The 18,306-nt window shown below is 39.1% G+C and carries 17 protein-coding genes and 1 riboswitch; of the genes, 10 read left to right on the forward strand and 7 right to left on the reverse strand.

Annotated elements, in window-relative coordinates; genetic code table 11:
• Window positions 1-5: 5 nt before the first annotated feature.
• The 8 genes from FJQ98_RS05010 to FJQ98_RS05045 all read left to right on the forward strand — a co-directional run bounded on the left by FJQ98_RS05010 (window position 6) and on the right by FJQ98_RS05045 (window position 9,759).
• On the forward strand, window positions 6-1,442 hold the full coding sequence (locus tag FJQ98_RS05010; RefSeq protein ID WP_053594741.1) for a hypothetical protein: 1,437 nt from the start codon (window positions 6-8) through the stop codon (window positions 1,440-1,442).
• A gap of 11 nt (window positions 1,443-1,453) precedes the next feature.
• Window positions 1,454-2,449 (forward strand): AAA family ATPase, encoded by a 996-nt coding sequence (locus tag FJQ98_RS05015; RefSeq protein WP_053594740.1) that lies wholly within the window; start codon window positions 1,454-1,456, stop codon window positions 2,447-2,449.
• Window positions 2,446-3,321, forward strand: coding sequence for a DUF58 domain-containing protein (locus FJQ98_RS05020; protein WP_053594739.1), 876 nt, complete (start codon window positions 2,446-2,448; stop codon window positions 3,319-3,321). Before FJQ98_RS05015 ends, FJQ98_RS05020 begins: the two co-directional genes overlap by 4 nt.
• Window positions 3,322-3,332: 11 nt before the next feature.
• Window positions 3,333-5,078 (forward strand): vWA domain-containing protein, encoded by a 1,746-nt coding sequence (locus tag FJQ98_RS05025; RefSeq protein ID WP_053594738.1) that lies wholly within the window; start codon window positions 3,333-3,335, stop codon window positions 5,076-5,078.
• Window positions 5,062-7,659 (forward strand): VWA domain-containing protein, encoded by a 2,598-nt coding sequence (locus FJQ98_RS05030; RefSeq protein WP_053594737.1) that lies wholly within the window; start codon window positions 5,062-5,064, stop codon window positions 7,657-7,659. The genes FJQ98_RS05025 and FJQ98_RS05030 overlap by 17 nt, the downstream gene beginning before the upstream one ends.
• Window positions 7,660-8,204: 545 nt before the next feature.
• Complete coding sequence (locus FJQ98_RS05035; RefSeq protein ID WP_201406640.1) at window positions 8,205-8,627, forward strand: MarR family winged helix-turn-helix transcriptional regulator; 423 nt, start codon at window positions 8,205-8,207, stop codon at window positions 8,625-8,627.
• A gap of 345 nt (window positions 8,628-8,972) precedes the next feature.
• Window positions 8,973-9,296, forward strand: a complete 324-nt coding sequence (locus FJQ98_RS05040) for a hypothetical protein (RefSeq protein WP_053594735.1) — start codon at window positions 8,973-8,975, stop codon at window positions 9,294-9,296.
• 16 nt (window positions 9,297-9,312) lie between these two features.
• Window positions 9,313-9,759, forward strand: a complete 447-nt coding sequence (locus tag FJQ98_RS05045; protein WP_053594734.1) for an EVE domain-containing protein — start codon at window positions 9,313-9,315, stop codon at window positions 9,757-9,759.
• A gap of 76 nt (window positions 9,760-9,835) precedes the next feature.
• On the opposite strand, the gene thiW is transcribed toward FJQ98_RS05045, so the two are convergent.
• The 7 genes from thiW to FJQ98_RS05080 form a co-directional block, all read right to left on the reverse strand.
• Window positions 9,836-10,336 carry an energy coupling factor transporter S component ThiW gene (gene thiW, locus FJQ98_RS05050; RefSeq protein WP_053594733.1) on the reverse strand — a complete coding sequence of 167 codons (501 nt, stop codon included), beginning with the start codon at window positions 10,334-10,336 and terminating at the stop codon, window positions 9,836-9,838.
• A gap of 103 nt (window positions 10,337-10,439) precedes the next feature.
• A riboswitch (TPP riboswitch) is annotated at window positions 10,440-10,547 on the reverse strand.
• A gap of 63 nt (window positions 10,548-10,610) precedes the next feature.
• A complete protein-coding gene (locus FJQ98_RS05055; protein ID WP_053594732.1) occupies window positions 10,611-11,807 on the reverse strand; it encodes an MFS transporter in 1,197 nt (398 codons plus the stop codon).
• Between the two features lie 220 nt (window positions 11,808-12,027).
• On the reverse strand, window positions 12,028-13,101 hold the full coding sequence (locus FJQ98_RS05060) for an ABC transporter substrate-binding protein (RefSeq protein WP_053594731.1): 1,074 nt from the start codon (window positions 13,099-13,101) through the stop codon (window positions 12,028-12,030).
• Window positions 13,098-13,895, reverse strand: coding sequence for an ABC transporter permease (locus FJQ98_RS05065; RefSeq protein ID WP_053594730.1), 798 nt, complete (start codon window positions 13,893-13,895; stop codon window positions 13,098-13,100). Before FJQ98_RS05065 ends, FJQ98_RS05060 begins: the two co-directional genes overlap by 4 nt.
• Window positions 13,892-14,701 carry an ABC transporter permease gene (locus FJQ98_RS05070; RefSeq protein WP_053594729.1) on the reverse strand — a complete coding sequence of 270 codons (810 nt, stop codon included), beginning with the start codon at window positions 14,699-14,701 and terminating at the stop codon, window positions 13,892-13,894. Before FJQ98_RS05070 ends, FJQ98_RS05065 begins: the two co-directional genes overlap by 4 nt.
• On the reverse strand, window positions 14,691-15,797 hold the full coding sequence (locus tag FJQ98_RS05075) for an ABC transporter ATP-binding protein (RefSeq protein WP_053594728.1): 1,107 nt from the start codon (window positions 15,795-15,797) through the stop codon (window positions 14,691-14,693). The genes FJQ98_RS05070 and FJQ98_RS05075 overlap by 11 nt, the downstream gene beginning before the upstream one ends.
• Before the next feature lie 17 nt (window positions 15,798-15,814).
• Entirely contained in the window at window positions 15,815-16,357 is a 543-nt protein-coding gene (locus FJQ98_RS05080; protein ID WP_053594727.1) for a helix-turn-helix domain-containing protein, read from the reverse strand.
• A gap of 683 nt (window positions 16,358-17,040) precedes the next feature.
• On the opposite strand from FJQ98_RS05080, the gene FJQ98_RS05085 reads away from it, so the two are divergent.
• Both FJQ98_RS05085 and FJQ98_RS05090 read left to right on the forward strand, forming a co-directional pair.
• A complete protein-coding gene (locus FJQ98_RS05085) occupies window positions 17,041-17,583 on the forward strand; it encodes a peroxiredoxin (protein WP_053594726.1) in 543 nt (180 codons plus the stop codon).
• Window positions 17,584-17,718: 135 nt separating this feature from the next.
• Window positions 17,719-18,174, forward strand: coding sequence for a redoxin family protein (locus FJQ98_RS05090; protein WP_053594725.1), 456 nt, complete (start codon window positions 17,719-17,721; stop codon window positions 18,172-18,174).
• The last annotated feature ends 132 nt before the right edge of the window (window positions 18,175-18,306 follow it).

Genomic DNA, 18,306 nt, shown 5'->3' on the forward strand with positions numbered 1-18,306 from the left:
ATCTTATGGAGCGTCGTAAGCAATTACGAAAGTATATTCAACGTGCAAAGACGAGTTTAACAGTAGAAAGAAGTATCCCTATTGCACAGTACGGCTTGTTTTTGGCATTGCTTTCGAGTGCTTCACTTGTCCTCGTCTCAAGATTATTTGTATGGCCTTATTATCGCCAAGTAGCTCTTGCTGTCTTTATCGTTGGCATACTGGCAACAGGGCTGTTTATGTGGTGGAAGCGTACCAAAGAAAAGGAAGCATTGCATACACTGGATGGTTATTTTTCTCACAATGAGCTTGTGACAGCCTTATCGTTCGAGGACGATAAGGACCCACTCGTTCAATCTCTACTAACGAAAGCGATAGAAAACGTTGAAAAGGTGTTTGCTGATTTTAAGACTCGGAAGAAAAATATGTTCCGACCAAAAGCATTGATCGGATTATTTGGAACAGCTATCGTACTGGCAATCCTTTATATGTTCCCAGCAGCTACACAAATTGAAGCAATTGAGGTAGAAAAAGAAAAAACTGTCATCGAGGACGTGAAAAAGGAAGTTGCCAAATTAGAGAAGAAAGCAGAAACAAAAGAAGTGAAAGAGCAATTAAAAGAATTGCAAAATACGTTAAAAGAGGCAGAAACAGCTGAAGAGGCATTACGTGAAGTCGTGAAAAAGCAAAAAGAGCTTGCTTTAAAGGAACAGCAATTAAAAGATAAGCAAACTGCTAGTAAGGATGGCGCTTCTGACGAGAAAGGCTTATCGAAGGAAGAAGTGGGGCAATTGAAGGAGTTGGCCAAAATGCAGCAGGAGCTAACGCAAAATGCCAATGCTACTCAGACAGCTATGAGTAAACTTGGGAAACCCGTAAGCAATACTCTACAAAATGCTATTGCGAGTGCCAATAGTGCCAATAACAATCAGCAAAACAATACTAATTCAAATCAAAATCAAAATTCATCAGCGAATTCACAGCCAAGCAATCAGCAAGATCAAACAGGACAACAAGGCCAAACTAATTCCCAAACTAATTCCCAAAATAATTCACAACAAGCTAGTGGTAATGGCCAGGCACAAGGCTCTAATCAAAGCAAACAACAAGGGCAAGGCAATGGTCAAGGAAATGGCCAAGGAAATGGTAATGGTTCAGGTCAAGGCAATGGTTCAGGTGGTCAAGGTGCAGGCACAGGGCAAGGCAGTCGCGATGTTTTAACGACACCAAATAGAATTGGTGGCTCTAGTCAGACTTCAGTTGATGGCGGAGCATTAGGAGAGGGCTCACATGTATCAGAGCAACAAGGAAATGGCCCCATTACGAAAGGTTCTATCCGCCCATATGAGGAAGTTATAGGTTCCTATAAAGATAGCTATTTAGAAAGCTCGGAGCGTTTACAATTACCGAAGGATTTACAAAATGTCGTGCAATCTTATTTCACGTCAATTGAGTCTCAGTAGGAGGAAAAGGAATGGCATTTACAGAGCAACAATATGTTGAAATGAGTTCGAAATTACAACAAGTAAAGGAAGAAATTCATCGCTTTATCGTCGGACAAGAGGACGCCATTGATTATACATTATACGCAGTCCTTGCTGATGGGCATGCATTATTAGAGGGCCTACCGGGTTTAGGGAAAACGATGTTAATCCGTACAATTTCTGAAGTACTAGATTTATCATTTTCGCGAATTCAATTTACACCAGATTTAATGCCGGCGGATATTACAGGAACAAGTATGATTGAGCGCACAGCTGACGGCAAGCAGCAGTTTACGTTCCAGGCAGGTCCGATTTTTAGCCAAATGGTATTAGCGGATGAGATTAACCGAGCAACACCAAAAACACAAAGTGCACTGCTTGAAGCTATGGGTGAAAAAACTGTAACAATTTTGGGAGATACAAAGAAGATGGCAAGACCATTCTTCGTGTTAGCAACACAAAACCCGATTGAGATGGAGGGAACATACCCTTTACCAGAAGCACAAATGGACCGTTTCCTATGCAAAATTCTTGTGCCGTATCCTGAGAAAAGTGAACTAATGGAAATTATGAAGCGTACAACAGGCGCTATGGAAATTGGTTTACAAAAAATCATGGATACAGAAGCACTTATTGAAGCGCAGCAAATGGTGAAGGAAGTACTGGTTGCTGATGAAATGCTCGAATTTGCGACGGACCTTGTTGTGGCTACCCATCCTGAGAGAGTGGATGCCATTGATGAGGTCAAGCAATATGCCATGTATGGTAGCGGCCCTCGAGGTTTACAAAGTTTAATCAAATTAGCGAAGGCAAGGGCGCTTATGAATGGACGTTTCCACGTTTCTGTAGCAGATATTAAATCTGTGGCTAAGCCAGTGTTACGCCATCGTATGCTGTTGAATTATGAAGGGGAGGCTTCAGGTAAAACAGCAGACGATGTGATTGATATCATTTTAGAAAAAGTACAGCAAGGTGTTAGCAGGTGACACAAAAATTATTATTGCCCGAGGATTGGTTAGCGAAAATAAGTCGCTTCCAAGTGGCAACGGCCTCCAAATTACGTGGGCAGCACAAGGGCTCGCACCGTTCGCAACGCTTCGGGGCATCGCTCGATTTTTCAGATTTTCGTGAATATCATTTAGGTGATGATGTACGTCAGGTGGATTGGAACGTCTTCGCGAGAACGGATAAATACTTCATCAAACGTTTTTTAGATGAACAAGAAATGCGCGTACACATTTTGTTAGATACAACGAAATCGATGGGCGATCAAGCAAAATGGACTTTTGCCCGGCAAATTGTCACCTCACTAGGGCTAATGGTGCTCGGTCGCGATGATCGCTTATCATTTTCTTTTCTACAGGATGAGGTGAAACCACCGTTTCGTCGTAAAGGTGCCATGTATCGTCGCGCCTTTTTACAGGTAGTCACAGAGATTGAGCAAGCAACTTATACAAATAGCTTCGCACAGGGAGCTTTCAAAGCATTGCCTAAGGATAGTACCGTACTATTTATTGTGACGGACGGACTTGAGCCAATCGAGGAATGGGAGCAACTTTTAAAAAGGCTACCACGCTTTGCAGGGGATGTCCGTATTTTGCAAATAGTTACGCAAGAAGAAATAGCACCCGAATATACGGGCGATGTACGCTTACTTGATCGTGAAACGGGCAGAGATGTAAATGTTACGATGTCTTCTAAAGTTCTGGACACATATATGGCAAGACGTGTATTACATGAAGAGGAATTTGAGGCAATTTGTCGGCGCTTCGGTGTTCGACAATTACAGCTTAAAGTAGAGGATGGATTGCAGCATGCCATCTTCCAACAATTATTAAAAGCACATTGGATTAGGTGAGGTGAGCCGTATTGGGCTTTAGTCAAATACTTTTTAGCTGGACGGCCATCATCCCGGTCATTGTCCTTCTATATTATTTCTTTAGAAAAAAATATACCGATCAAACCGTATCCTCCACACTTTTCTGGTCGGAAATTATGCAAGAAACACGTGTATCACCATACTTAAAACATTTACAAAAAAATGCACTGCTTTATTTGCAACTGCTAGCTCTTCTTATACTTGTACTGGCATTAATGAATCCTTACGTTAAAAAGTCGACGATTGTTGGGGCGCAGACGATTTTCATTGTGGACACGTCTGCGACAATGTTAGCAGGGAAAGAGCAGTCAACATTTGACACACATAAAAAAGAAATGCTGTCATTGATCGATGAGCTTGATGGAAGACCTGTGACACTCATTACAACAGGCAATACGCCAAAAGCTATATTGCAGCAGGAAACGAATACAAAAGATATTGAAAAAGCCATTCAACAGTTACACGTAACATATGAAACAGCTCAAATGAATAAAGGTTTAGATGTGGCACAGGCTTTTGTCGGTGATACACCAACATCTATTTATGTCTTTACAGATGCGCTCGATAAAAAGCAACTACCGATGGAAAAAGATACGGTGAAGTGGATCGTAAAAGGGTCTGCAAAGGATTTAACAAATATCGCAATGACACGTTTTGCTGCTACTACAGATGGACAGTCTGCAATGGCGCTTGTACAGTTACAAAATGATACGGACCAAGAGCAACATGTAACACTTTCGCTAGAAAATGCGGAGGGTAATGAGATAGTTGCTGAGAGTGTCACATTACCACCGAGTGAAGCTGTAACAAAAACATTTAAAGACCTACCGTTAGAAGATACGATGACTGCCAAGATAGATGCTAAGGACGATTACGCTGTTGATAATTCACAAACTGTATTGCTACAAACAGCTACTTCAAAAGTAGTCATCGATCAAAGTATGCATCAACTCATTCAAAAAGGCTTTCAAACGATTAATAGCAGTGTGAAAATTGTTCCGTCTCTACAAGTAGCTGACAGTCAGGATGCCACAGTGGTGACAAATCAAACGACGCTACTCGAAAAAATGGACAAGCCTATCGTATTATTTGGACGGGATGACGTTGAAAAGGTTGAAGCAACTGGAGGAGTCGGTACTACAAGTGATGCATTGTTTGCGTTTAGTGAGTTAAAAGATATTTATGTCAGTGCTGTATATCCCGGATTCGATGACTATAAAACGATTGCATCAGTTGGAGATCAGCCATTTATTCAACGTTCACCTGAAGGGGATATTGTCATATTAGCCGATATTGCCGATACAGATTGGCCGTTACACCCTTCATTCCCATTATTTCTATGGAGTGCTGAACAGCAGCTTTCAGAATCAATTGATTCACTTGGTATTTTTACGCCAAATGAGCAACGAGCAGTTGCTTTAGCGCAGGGGGATTGGAGTGTGTATTCGCAGGAAGATGAGTTTTTATCGTCCATTACGAATGGTCTATTAACAGCTCCAATGAAGCCAGGAATTTATTCAGCTCGCTCAAATGATGAAGAAAAGCGCTTCATCGTGCAGCTTCAAGCGCAAGAGCGTGTCATTGAAAAAGGGACAAGCTATACGCTTGGAGAGCTTCAGGACAATGGTAAGGAAGAAATATCGAAAACTTCGTTCGTACCTTGGCTCATCCTCATTATTTTAGTATTACTTGTTTCAGAGTGGGAGGTGCAACGACGTCGTGGATTTACGAATTGATATGCCATTAGCATTGTTGCTTTTACTTCCGTTGCTTATGTATTTTGGATGGACCTATTGGCGTGAGCGTCAGCGACTAAAAAAGAGTCATATCGTCGTACTAGGTATTCGTATTGTGGCAGTAGGCTGTTTGGTTTTTGCACTTGCAGGGCCCTATATTTTATTGCCCGTAAAGGAAGAACAAGTATTATTTTTAGTTGACCGTTCTGCTTCAATGAATGGTACCGATGATGAGATGGCCAATTTTATAGCGGAAAGTTTACAGTCGAAAAATGATGAACAGCTTGCAGGGATTTATTCTTTTTCATCGACATTACAAATGGAAGCCATTTTATCGAATACTTTAAAGGAAGTGCCGAAGTTTACAACCATAAAAGCAACAGATCAAACAAATATTGAACAAAGCCTACAGCTCGCTTCAGGTATTGTAGATCCGAAAAAAGCAACACGACTTGTGCTCTTAACGGATGGCAATGAAACAAAAGGAGATGCCTTAGAATTTGCATTAAAGTTTAAAGGGTCGAATAGTAGTGTTGATGTAGTTCCATTTAGTCAACCTGTTACTAACGATGTATCACTGAAAAGCTTTGTAACCCCACAGGTTGCTTATGTAGGTGAACAGCAACAGTTAGTCACTGAGATTAATGCAACTGCAGCAGAACAAGGCGAGCTATTATTATACGAAAATGATAAGCTTATTCATCGTGAGGCAGTGGAGCTTGCTGAAGGGTCAAATATTTTTACGTATAAACATGCCGCAACGGCTGAAGGACTTGTAAAATATGAAGCACTCGTGCAGGTTGACCAAGATGCAATTTTTGAAAATAATAAATTAACGAGTGTCACGATGGTACAAAGTGAACCGCATTTATTAATTGTTAATGGCTATGACACGGCATCGCCAATCGCTGCAGCACTTGGCAGCCAATCAATTTCCTATGATGTTGTGGATGCTAACAGTTTGCCAAATGAACTTTCTAGTTATTTACAATACAATGCCATCATTTTTGATAATGTACCAGGGCATTTAGTAGGCGAGGAAAAAATGAATGTTATTGAACAGGCAGTGAAAAATTTTGGTGTCGGGTTTACAATGGTTGGTGGCGAAAATAGCTTTGGCTTGGGCGGCTATTTTAAAACACCAATCGAAACTTTACTACCTGTTGAAATGGAGATTAAAGGTAAGGAACAATTACCGTCATTAGGACTTGTTATCGTGCTTGACCGCTCTGGAAGTATGCATGGAACGAAGCTAGAGCTCGCGAAGGAAGCGGCCGCTCGTTCAGTCGAAATGCTACGAGATGAGGATACGCTCGGGTTTATTGCCTTTGATGATAAACCGTGGGAAATTATTGAGACAGGACCACTTGGCAATAAGGATGAAGCAGTAGATACCATTTTATCTGTAACACCAGGGGGCGGCACTGAAATATATGGATCACTTGCTAAAGCTTATGAAAATCTAGCTGAATTAAAGCTACAGCGTAAGCATATTATTCTCTTAACGGATGGACAGTCACAGTCAGGTAATTATGAAGACTTAATCGCACAAGGAAAAGAGAATGGTATTACACTATCAACGGTTGCAATTGGTCAGGATGCAGATGCCAACTTACTTGAAGCACTTAGTGAAATGGGCAATGGGCGTTTCTACGATGTTGTTGATGAGCAGACAATCCCTTCTATTTTATCTCGTGAAACTGCCATGATTTCACGCACATATATTGAGGATAATCCATTCTATCCAACTATATATAATGCATCTGCATGGAATACATTATTTACGAATGGTGTACCTAAAATGAATGCTTATATCGGTACAACAGCAAAGCAGGGAGCCTCTGTTATTGCAGAAAGCGAGAAGGAAGATCCAGTGCTAGCACAGTGGCAATATGGTCTTGGCAAGACATTCGCCTTTACTTCTGATTCGACAGGAAAATGGGCAGGGGACTGGGCAAGATGGCAAGAATGGGGCACATTTTGGCAAACGCTTATTTCACAAATGCTACCAAGCTATAACGATGTTGCCTATGATGTACGTCTAGAGTCAGACGGCTCATTTGTCATCACTGATCCAACAAATGAAGCGGCGTTTTTAGATATTGTTGCTGTTAATGAAGCCGGTGAAGAACTTGAAACACAGCTTGAAACAATGTCAGCGTCACAAGTGCGAGCAGTCGTACAAGCAGAGCCGGGACTAATCTTCTTCCGCATTGCCGATGAAGAACAGGCTATTTACCAAGCAGGCTTAAGTGTACCTTATAGTGCTGAATATGAATTACGCCCAGTCAATGAAAAACTAGTGGAAGAACTAACGAAGCAGACAGGCGGTTCCGTTTTGAAAGAGCCGAATGAAGTGTTCCGTGAATTTACTAAAAAAGGTGCGGAACGCCAAAATATTGCAACATGGCTCCTATTAGCAGGTATGCTACTATTCTTCATGGATATTACTATTCGACGCTTTGGTTGGGGCTTCCTAACAAGGCCGAAGAAACAAGAACAGCTTGTAGAGGAAAAACCAAAACAGGCAGAGGACACAAATGTTGCCCAGCTATTAAAGGGCATGAAAAAACGACCCTAACAAAAAACGATGGTGCATGCTTTATAGCAATGAGCCATCGTTTTTTGTCATTCTATTTGGCGGGCTATCATTGAGAGTTGGGAATGATATTTGTTAAAGCTTCTATCATGAATAATTAGTTGATCTTCGTTCCGATTGGTCGACTCCTTGGGGATTAGCAATAGAGGAACGAAGGCTAAAAGCATCACGTCCTGTGATAACGCCTTCGTGACCAACATCGTGTTGTTGCTGTCGCTACGCTTTCGCACAGAAAAAAACGCACATTGCTGCCGCTACGTTAGCACTGCGCTTTCGGATAAAAAACATTTGTTGGCCCGAGACCCTGGAGCGAAGCGAAGCGGCTCATCGAACGCTCCCAGTCGGAACGGAAATCAACCCCACGTTATGTTGATGAGCTAATTTTAGATTGCTACTTTTATGAAATTAGAGAATTTTTTTGTGATAGTGAAATTTTCCTTGTAAATAATATACACAAATGCAATAATGGATTATAGTAATAAAATATTACTATCATTTTAAAGTACTATGGATTTGGAGGATCTGACATGACCAATATAATGAATTCATTTGGTTTTCTAAGTTTTAAGCTAGCAGAGGCTCTAGAGGATAATCTCGAGAAATATATTAGCGAAAAATTTCAAATGAAATCCAGAGAAGTCGGGATCATGATGGCAGTAAAAGAAAAAAAACTTAGCCAAATTCAAATAGGGCAGATATTAAAGTTGGATAAAAATAGTGTTCGCTTTTTTATCGATGGTCTAGAAGAAAGAAATTATGTTTATAGGGAGAAAAATCAAGAAAATAGAAGAGAGAATTTAATATGCCTTACAGAACAAGGTGAAAGTATGGCAGAAGAATTATGGAAGACCCTTTCGATTTCTGAGAATGATGTTTTAAACGTACTTACATTGGAAGAAAAAGAACAATTGAAAGGCATATTGACAAAAGTATATGAAAATCGTGCATAGGGTTTAACTTCTTTCAGCAACCTGCTGAAATAGAGGAACTCAGTCTAAGAACGCCACGTCCTGTGGCAACGACTGAGTGACCAACTTCGTGTTGGCCTAAAGCCTCCGGCGGATGTCGCGGATTTGGAAATGAGTTCACATAGGATGTTAGCCTAAAATCATCGCATCCATGCGATAACAGCTAACTGACCTGCATCGGTAAAAACGCCACGTCCTGTGGCATTACCGAAATGACCAACATCGTGTCGGCCCTCATGCAGGCCTAAGCACAAAGCCGAATCCGGACGCAATTATGCCGAGGCATAATTGATAACCTTATCAATAAAAATGAAAGAGTGATGACAGATGAAAGCAGTAGAGGTTATGAAGGAGTATTTAAAAAGAGCACAAGAAGAGGGTCAAGATTTATCTGATATGTATGCAGATCATGGGGAATTGAAAAATTTTAAAGGTGAAGTTTTTAAAGGAAGAAAAGAAATACAGAATTTTTACACGTCACCTATGCCGAAAGGGTTTAAATTAACTATTCAAAATATTGAAGGCGATGATATAAAATGTAGTGCTATCGTTTCGACTACTTGGGATGGTTTGCCAAATCCAGTGATTTTGGAAGAAAGGCTAATTCTTGAAAATGAAAAAATAAAGTCGTTTACGATGATCCCAAAATAAAAGGAGAGCTCTTCCTATGACTGAAAGAGACACGAAATATTGGATTGGCGTGGTATCTCTCAATCATGTGCAAAAAGGGGTTGAGGGAGGATTCGGCCAGTTATGCCATGGCAAAGAGAGACCTTTGAAACGAATGCAAAAAGGAGATTGGATCATTTATTATTCTCCTAAAAAAAGTCTAGATGGTAATGAGCCTGTAAGAGAGTTTACCGCAATTGGAAGGGTAAAAGACGAGCGAATTTACGAGTTCCAAATGGCAGAAAATTTTATTCCTTTTAGAAGAGATATAGACTTTTATAAAGAGGCAAAGTCTGTACCAATAAAAAGGATCTTAGATTATTTAGAATTTGTAGAAGATACATCGAAATATGGCTATAAATTCAGATTTGGTCATTTTGAAATAAGTAAAAAAGATTTTTTATTAATTGCTCATGAAATGGGATTACCATTGAAGTATGAATGATTTTGGTTGGACAAAAAACGTTACTTTCTTAATTAATTGCCATTAAGAAGTAACGTTTTTATATTGCCGTAAATCATTATTTAAGTAGAGTGTTAAGATTAGTTACAAACATAGTCTTGCGCAAATTGCTAGCAATGACAATGCCCAGGATAGCACCAATGGTACTTGAGGTTAAAAAGGCTGGCATGAAAAATAAAGCAGCAACGGATGTCCCCATTACTAAATGTGCGTAAGGTACTGCAATGAGTGAGGCAATAATACCTGTTCCAAACATTTCACCGATACCTGCGAGCCATTGTTTGCCGCTGTATTTATAGGCAAGAGCTGCACATAGAGCACCAATGACACTGCCGGGTATAGCTAATAATGAGCCTGTGCCTGTTAAAATACGAATAATAGCTGTGACAAAGGCGACCATAACAGTAGGCACTGGTCCAAGAATAATAGCGCCAATAACATTAATGGCATGCTGTACAGGGTAGGCACGTGCAATTCCCGTTGGTATAGATACGAAGGTAGAACCTGCTACGGCAATTGCTACTAATAAGGCCATGATTGTTAATTTTCGAATTGACATAATTTCCACTCCTTTTTAGTATTTAGTGAATCGTTGATAAACCAGACAAAAAAAGCCGCTTCCTAAAAACAATAGGAAGCGGCCTTGCATTTACATATTTAAAAAGCAAGTGTCGCCACTTCCCTCCGCTAGTGTGAACTAGATCAGGTTCAAAGGGTCCGTATATGATCATATACGTCTCGGCCTTTTAAAGACTCCCCTAGTGGTAATAATAGAATTTAATTTTTACATAATAATGTAGTATACTACTAAAAATAGTCAATAACTTTTCAGACTAATTTGTATCAGGATGCATTAGATGCGGTGCTTTTTTCATTGTCCAAATAAGGGCAAGGAAGAAGCAAGCCATTAAAATAATAGACCCGAAAATATAAGGACTGTTCATATTCCAATCGAATAATAAACCTGCTAAAGCTGGACCAATCATATTACCAAGACTCATATATGCATTGTTGAGACCAGCTGCAAAGCCTTGTTCATTTTCAGCAAGCTTTGAAATCAGTGTGTTGACAGCTGGACGAATCAATGTCGTAGCTGTAGAGAAGATTGTCGCTACAATTAAAATAAGTGCAAAGCCAGATGCGAATAATATTAAGAAAATCGAAACGGATGCAATAAATAAATTGACTAACACTACTTTCATTTCGCCGAATCGATTAAACAGCGGTGTAATAACAAATATTTGTACAATAACACCAAAAGCGCCACCTACAACTAATATAATAGCGATATCTGTAGGTGTGTAATTAAACTTGTCTGTAACAAATAATGATAATGTTGTTTGGAAGTTAGCGATTCCGAATGAGAAAACAAGCATGATAATTAGCATGACAAAATAAGGCATTCGGACTGAACGGACCATTTGCTTTGCAAGATTATCTTGCTTCTGCGCTTTTTTCGCTGTGTTTGGTTTTGTAGCAGGTAATAAAAAGAACGATAAAATAGCTGCTAAGATAGCTGCACATCCAGCAGTATAAAATGGAAAATGCAAGCTAACTTTTGAGAGGAATCCACCGATGCCTGGTCCAATCATAAAACCAAAGGACATTGCTGCCCCTAGCATACCCATTCCTTTACCTCGTTCCTCATAAGTCGTGACGTCTGCCACAAAAGCCATTATAGGAGGTGCCACAAATGCAGATCCAAGGCCACCTAAAAAGCGTGCCAAGAAGAGCATCCACACATCTGTAGAAAGCCCAAAACCAATTTGTGCAAGTCCTGTCACTATAAGACCGAAAATAATGAGATTTTTTCGACCGTATTGATCCGAAAGATTCCCAGCAATTGGAGAAAAAACGAATTGTGCCAAGGCGAACGTTGCAATCAACATGCCAAGAATTTGTCCTGCAGCACCAAATAGTTTTAAATATTCAGGCATGACAGGAATAATAATTCCAATACTCCCCATTGCGATAAACATATTAAACATTAAAATATACAAAGCCGCCTTATTAGACTTCTGCTGGGTCATCGAATACCCCCTTTTTAATCAAATATACTACAGTCTACCACAAGGCTTGTACGTTTGCTATTGACTAGAAGTCTGAAATAAGAGAAATTGCTAGTAAAGTTGTGGGGATTCTTTTTGTTAAACAAATACTGCCCCCAGTTTTCCTCTAGAAGTTTACCTCCAGCGCTAAACGAAAAAAGCTGTTCTCAACGTTAGTAACGTAAGAACAGCTTTAAATAGGTTATCGTATACTCATTTTAAATTCTAAAAACAGCTCATTGTATTTGCCTAAATAATCTGGGCCTAAATTTTTATATACCTCTAATGTGTCGCGTTGTTCTTCAGTAGGATAGTAGCGTTCATCTGATACAACTTCTTTATCCATTAACTTCATCGCTTCAATATTAGGAGTAGAGTAGCCTACATAATCGGCATTTTGAGCACCGGATTCAGCTTTAAGCATAAAATTAATGAAGGCATGTGCTCCATCTATATTTTTTGAAGTTTTTGGAATGACCATATTATCAAACCATAAATTCGAGCCTTCTTCTGGTACAGCGAAGTCTAGGTCTTCGTTTTCGGACATCATATCTGCTGCTTGACCAGACCAAGTAAGGGCAACAGCTGCCTCATTATTAATCATCAGCGGTGTAATTTCATCTCCGATAATGGCTTTAACATTTGGCGCCAATGTTATCAGTTTATCAGTAGCTTCACGTAGCTCATGGCCATTTAAAGAGTTGAGAGAATAGCCAAGACTGTTTAAGCCCATACCGATCACTTCACGTGCACCGTCTACTAAAAAGACTTTTCGATTTAACGAAGGGTCCCATAAGTCATCCCAAGAAGAAAAATCTAAATTACCAACGAGCTTTGGATTATAGACAATGCCGACTGTTCCCCAGAAATATGGAACAGAATATTTATTGTCCTCATCAAATGGTAAATCTAAAAAGTAAGGATCGATATTTTTTAAATTAGGGATTTTCGTTTTATCTAAAGGAATAAGTAAGTTTTCTTCCTTCATTTTTTCAATCATATATTCAGAAGGTACTGCAATATCATAAGCCGTACCACCTTGTTGAATTTTTGTCATCATTGCTTCATTTGAATCAAACGTCTCATAAATAACATGAATACCTGTTTCTTTTTCAAATTGCTTTAGCAAATCTGGGTCAATATATTCTCCCCAGTTAAAGATTGTTAACGTATCTTTCCCACTTTTCCCACCGCCGGCACTTAGGGCGTCAGCAGCATAGAACAAAAGGGCGGAAACGACAAGGATGGCGATTGTTGCTTGAATTAATTGCTTCATTGAGTTCCCCCCGTTCTTTTACTAGCGCGGCTTGTAATGAAGTAATAGCCAACTACGACGATAACCGTTACAAAGAATACTAAACCAGAAATAGCGTTAACCGTTAAGGAAATACCGGCACGTGCCATAGAGTAAATTTCAACAGATAATGTACTAAAGCCGTTACCTGTCACGAAAAACGTCACCGCAAAATCATCTAAAGAGTACGTTAAGGCAAGGAAGAACCCTGCAAAAATACCAGGTTGAATATACGGTAAAATAACACGCATCATCACATCTTTTTTCGTTGCACCTAAATCTAATGCAGCGTCGATTAATGATTTATTCATTTCTAACAGTTTCGGTAAGACCATCAGTACAACGATTGGGACACTGAACGCTACATGTGCTAGTAACACAGAAGCAAAGCCTAATTTAATACCAATCATTGTGAATAAAATTAAAAAGCTTGCACCAATAATGACGTCCGGGCTAACAATTAACACATTGTTTAAAGAAAGTAGAGTGTTGCGCATTTTTGAATTTTTAACAGTGACAATGCCAATGGCACCTAGTGTCCCGATGACTGTAGAAATCAATGCAGAAAGCAATGCCACGATGACTGTATTAATTAAAATAACGAGTAAACGTGAATCCTCAAACACGGCTATATAATGTTCTAACGTAAAGGACTCAAAATTATTCATCGAGCCACCACTATTGAACGAATAAAAGATTAAATAGAAGATAGGTGCATATAAGACGATAAAAACAATCGCTAAATACACTCTTGCTGACGCAGATAGTTTTTTCATCGTACGCGACCTCCTTTATCCTTTTGCCCCGTAATTAACATAATGATAACCATGAATAAAATTAAGAAAACAGCAATTGTTGAACCCATTCCCCAGTTTTGGGTCACAAGGAATTGTTGTTCAATAGCTGTACCAAGTGTAATAACACGGTTTCCTGCAATTAAACGAGTAATCATGAAGAGTGATAAAGCAGGGATAAATACAACTTGAATACCTGATTTAACACCGTCCATTGTTAGTGGCAACACAACGCGACGGAATGTAGTAAGGGCAGATGCCCCTAAATCACGTGCTGCGTAAACAAGAGTCGGATTTAAACGATCCAATGAGTTGAAAATCGGTAAAATCATAAATGGAATAAAAATATAAACGGATACGAATACAAAGCTAATGTCAGTGAATAGCATCTGCTGTGGATCAAAGCCAAATACTTCGATAAATGCATTTAATGGACCGTATAAGCCAAAAATCCCGATAAAGGCATATGTTTTTAACAAAAGATTAATCCAAGAAGGAATAATAATCAGTAAAAGCCAAAGCTGCTTATGCTTCGTTTTTGTTAAAAAATAGGCTGTTGGATACGAAACAAGTAACGTAAAGAACGTAATTAAAAACGCATACCAGAACGAACTTAATGTCATTTTTAAATAGACAGAAGTAAAGAACGCTTTATAGTTATCGAGCGTGAAATTGCCATGTATATCTAGTAGGGAATAGTAAACAACAAGTGCAATCGGCGCGATAACGAAAAGTGCGATCCATAAAACATATGGAAATAAGGCTGATTTCGAAGTCTTAGTTTGCATCTTCGTCGTCTCCATAAGCTTCTAAACGTTTATCGAATTCTTCTTCTGTCTCATTTAAGCGCATAACATGAATTGCTTCTGGATCAAAGTCTAAGCCAATTTCTGTCCCTACTTCAGCTTTTTTCAATGAATGCACGAGCCATTCATTTCCATCCTTGTCGTACGTGGATAATTCATAATGCACCCCACGGAACAATTGAGTATCAACTTTAACGACAAGTTTGCCTTTATCGATTGTTGTCATTTCTAAATCCTCTGGGCGAATGACAATATCAATTTTTTCGTTTGGCTTCATACCTTGGTCGACACATTCAAAAACTTTACCGGCAAATTCTACTTTAAAATCTTCAATCATCACACCAGGAACAATATTTGATTCTCCAATAAAATCAGCAACGAAGCGGTTAATTGGCTCATCATAAATATCTACTGGTGTACCTGATTGTTGAATTTCACCTTCACTTAAGACAAATATTTCATCACTCATGGCAAGGGCTTCTTCTTGATCGTGTGTAACGAAGACAAATGTTTTCCCGAGTCGTTGCTGTAATTCGCGTAACTCATACTGCATCTCTGTACGCAGCTTTAAATCTAAAGCAGAAAGAGGCTCATCAAGTAAAATCACTTCAGGATCATTCACAATCGCACGAGCAATAGCAACACGTTGACGTTGACCACCGGACATTTCAGAAATTTCACGATTGCCATAGCCTGCTAAGTTAACGAATTTTAATGCTTCAGCAACACGGTTTTTAATTTCACTTTCAGGAAGTTTTTTGATGCGAAGCCCAAATGCGACGTTTTCAAAGACATTCAAATGAGGGAACAACGCATAATCCTGAAAAACAGTATTTACTTGGCGTTCATTTGCTGGTACTGAGTTGATTTTTTTATCGTGAAAATAGATATCTCCTGTAGTCGGTTCTGTGAAGCCAGCAATCATACGTAAAATAGTTGTTTTACCACAACCAGAAGGACCTAGTAGTGTATAGAATTTCCCTTTTTCTAGCTCCAAGTTAATGTTTTTTAAGACGACCGTGCCGTCATTATAGGACTTTGAAACATTTTCAAAGCGGATAATCGAATTCGTTGTCATAGATGCGCCTCCTTAAGCTATAAATATGAATCCGTTGCGACAAGTAAAATTTTTGTTTCTCCAGTATGTGCATTAAGAATTTGATGATGATCTGTCGCGTCAAAATAGAGTGCATTGCCTTTACTTGCTATATACTGTTCATTTCCCAAAACGAGACGAATACGCCCTTCGACAACATAAATAAATGTTTCCGAGAGCGAGGGCTCAAACTGTTTGAATTCACCATCAACATCAAGTGTTAAGAAAATGGGCTCCATCTCTTTTTCATTTGATGTAGGAATGAGCCACTGAATTTCATATTTTTTTTCTTCGTCTGTATAAGTGGATTGATCTTCTTCTGTATATACAACCTTTTGTTCAGGTGATTCATCATCGAAAAATTCCTTAGGTGTTGACCCTAAAACTTCTAATAGTGAAAATAGCGTTTCAATGGAAGGTGAATTTAGATCACGTTCTAATTGTGAAATATACCCTTTACTTAAATCTGTACGTTCTCCAAGCTCCTCTTGGGTAAGACCTTTTTTTAAGCGAAGCGCTTTGATTTTTGCTCCTATTTGCATCTTTTCCCTCCTAGAAGAAGTTTAGCAATCATAAACTTTTGAAATACGAAGTTTACTTTAACGAAACTTTTAGTTTACTAAAACCATTACAATTATACATAATAATAAAGAATTTGCAATCGTTTTTTTATGAAAAAAAGTAGAAAAAATTTTTAGAAATTATACATAAATGATGTGTGAAAAAAATTGGCTCATCACCAAAAGTTATGGATGACATTTGCCATGGATATAGGTTGATTGGAGTGGAGGCTGGGCAACTCCTTGGGGCTCAGCGCCAAAGATGAGTACCTGGAGCCGGCAGAGGAACGAAGGCTATAAATATCACGTCCTGAACATCGTGCTGTTGCTGTCACTACGCTTTCGCACAAAAAACACTTGTTGGCCCAAGCGGCTCATCGGACACCCCTGGAAAGTGCCCAGTCGGAACGGAAATCAACCCGACGTTATGGTGATGAGCTGAAATATTGTTAATTCTAGAATAAAATTGTGAAAAATAGCTAATAAATATGCTGTAGTAGCCATTCCACTTAGGAAATTGACAAAAATTTGTCAGACAATTTCAAACATGTACTTTTATGAAGTTTACTTGTTTGAAAAACTACGATTACTCTGCTATCGTAGAAGACGAGTTCGCTGGTGCGAATGGAATATATACACTACATATTTAATCGGAGGGATTTATTATGGCAGAACGCATGGTAGGTAGACAAGCACCTGACTTTACAATGGAAGCGGTACTTTCAGACAAATCATTTGGTAAAGTATCATTAGAAGACATTAAAGCACAAGACAAATGGACAGTTCTTTTCTTCTATCCAATGGACTTCACTTTCGTATGTCCAACAGAAATCACTGCAATGAGCGATCGTTACGACGAGTTCGAAGACTTAGATGCAGAAGTAATCGGTGTTTCTACTGATACAATTCACACTCACTTAGCTTGGATTAACACTGACCGCACTCAAAATGGTCTTGGTGAGTTAAAATATCCATTAGCAGCGGATACAAATCACCAAATTTCAAAAGAATATGGTGTATTAATTGAAGAAGAAGGTATCGCACTACGCGGCTTATTCATCATCAACCCAGAAGGTGAATTAAAATACCAAACAGTATTCGATAACAACATCGGCCGTGATGTAGACGAAACTTTACGTGTACTTCAAGCTTTACAAACTGGTGGTCTTTGCCCAGCAAACTGGCGCCCAGGTCAAGCAACTCTATAATTTAAGTAGGGTTTTCATGTCAGGCTTTGAACTGAATTCAAGGCTTGACGAAATTGATCATTCAAAAATAAAGAGTCCCCACAAACTTGCTGTGGGGATTTTTTTAAACTTGATAGAGAAAAAGGAGAATGTTTTATGAAACTTCGTGAACAAATGCCTGAACTTGTAGGCGCAACGACTTGGTTAAATGGTGAAGTAACAAAAGCAGGTTTAGTAGGAGAAAAACCTACGTTAATCCACTTCTGGTCGGTTAGTTGCCATTTATGTAAAGAAGCAATGCCAGATGTGAACAATTTCCGTGATCAATACAAGGATGAGTTAAACGTTATTGCTGTGCATATGCCACGTTCTGAGCAAGATACAGATTTAGAAACAATCAAATCGGTAGCAGCAGAATTTGATATTGTACAACCAATCTTTGTTGATAACGAATTAAAGCTAACAGATGCATTTGAAAACCAATACGTACCTGCGTATTATGTTTTCGATAAAGATGGTCAGCTTCGTCACATGCAAGCTGGTGGTAGCGGTATGAAAATGCTAGAAAAACGTGTAAATCGTGTTTTAGATGAAATGCGCAACGCTGAATAATGTAATGCCAAGGCGAGGATATTTTTTCCTCGTCTTTTTTAATGTAAAAATATACTTAATTTGTGCGCCCGGCATGCCTATGAACTATAGGGTGCAAGTCCTGAACCCTGAAGACAGAAGTAGAGGATACAA

Origin of the sequence: Lysinibacillus agricola (assembly GCF_016638705.1) — a bacterium.
GTDB lineage: Bacteria > Bacillota > Bacilli > Bacillales_A > Planococcaceae > Lysinibacillus > Lysinibacillus agricola.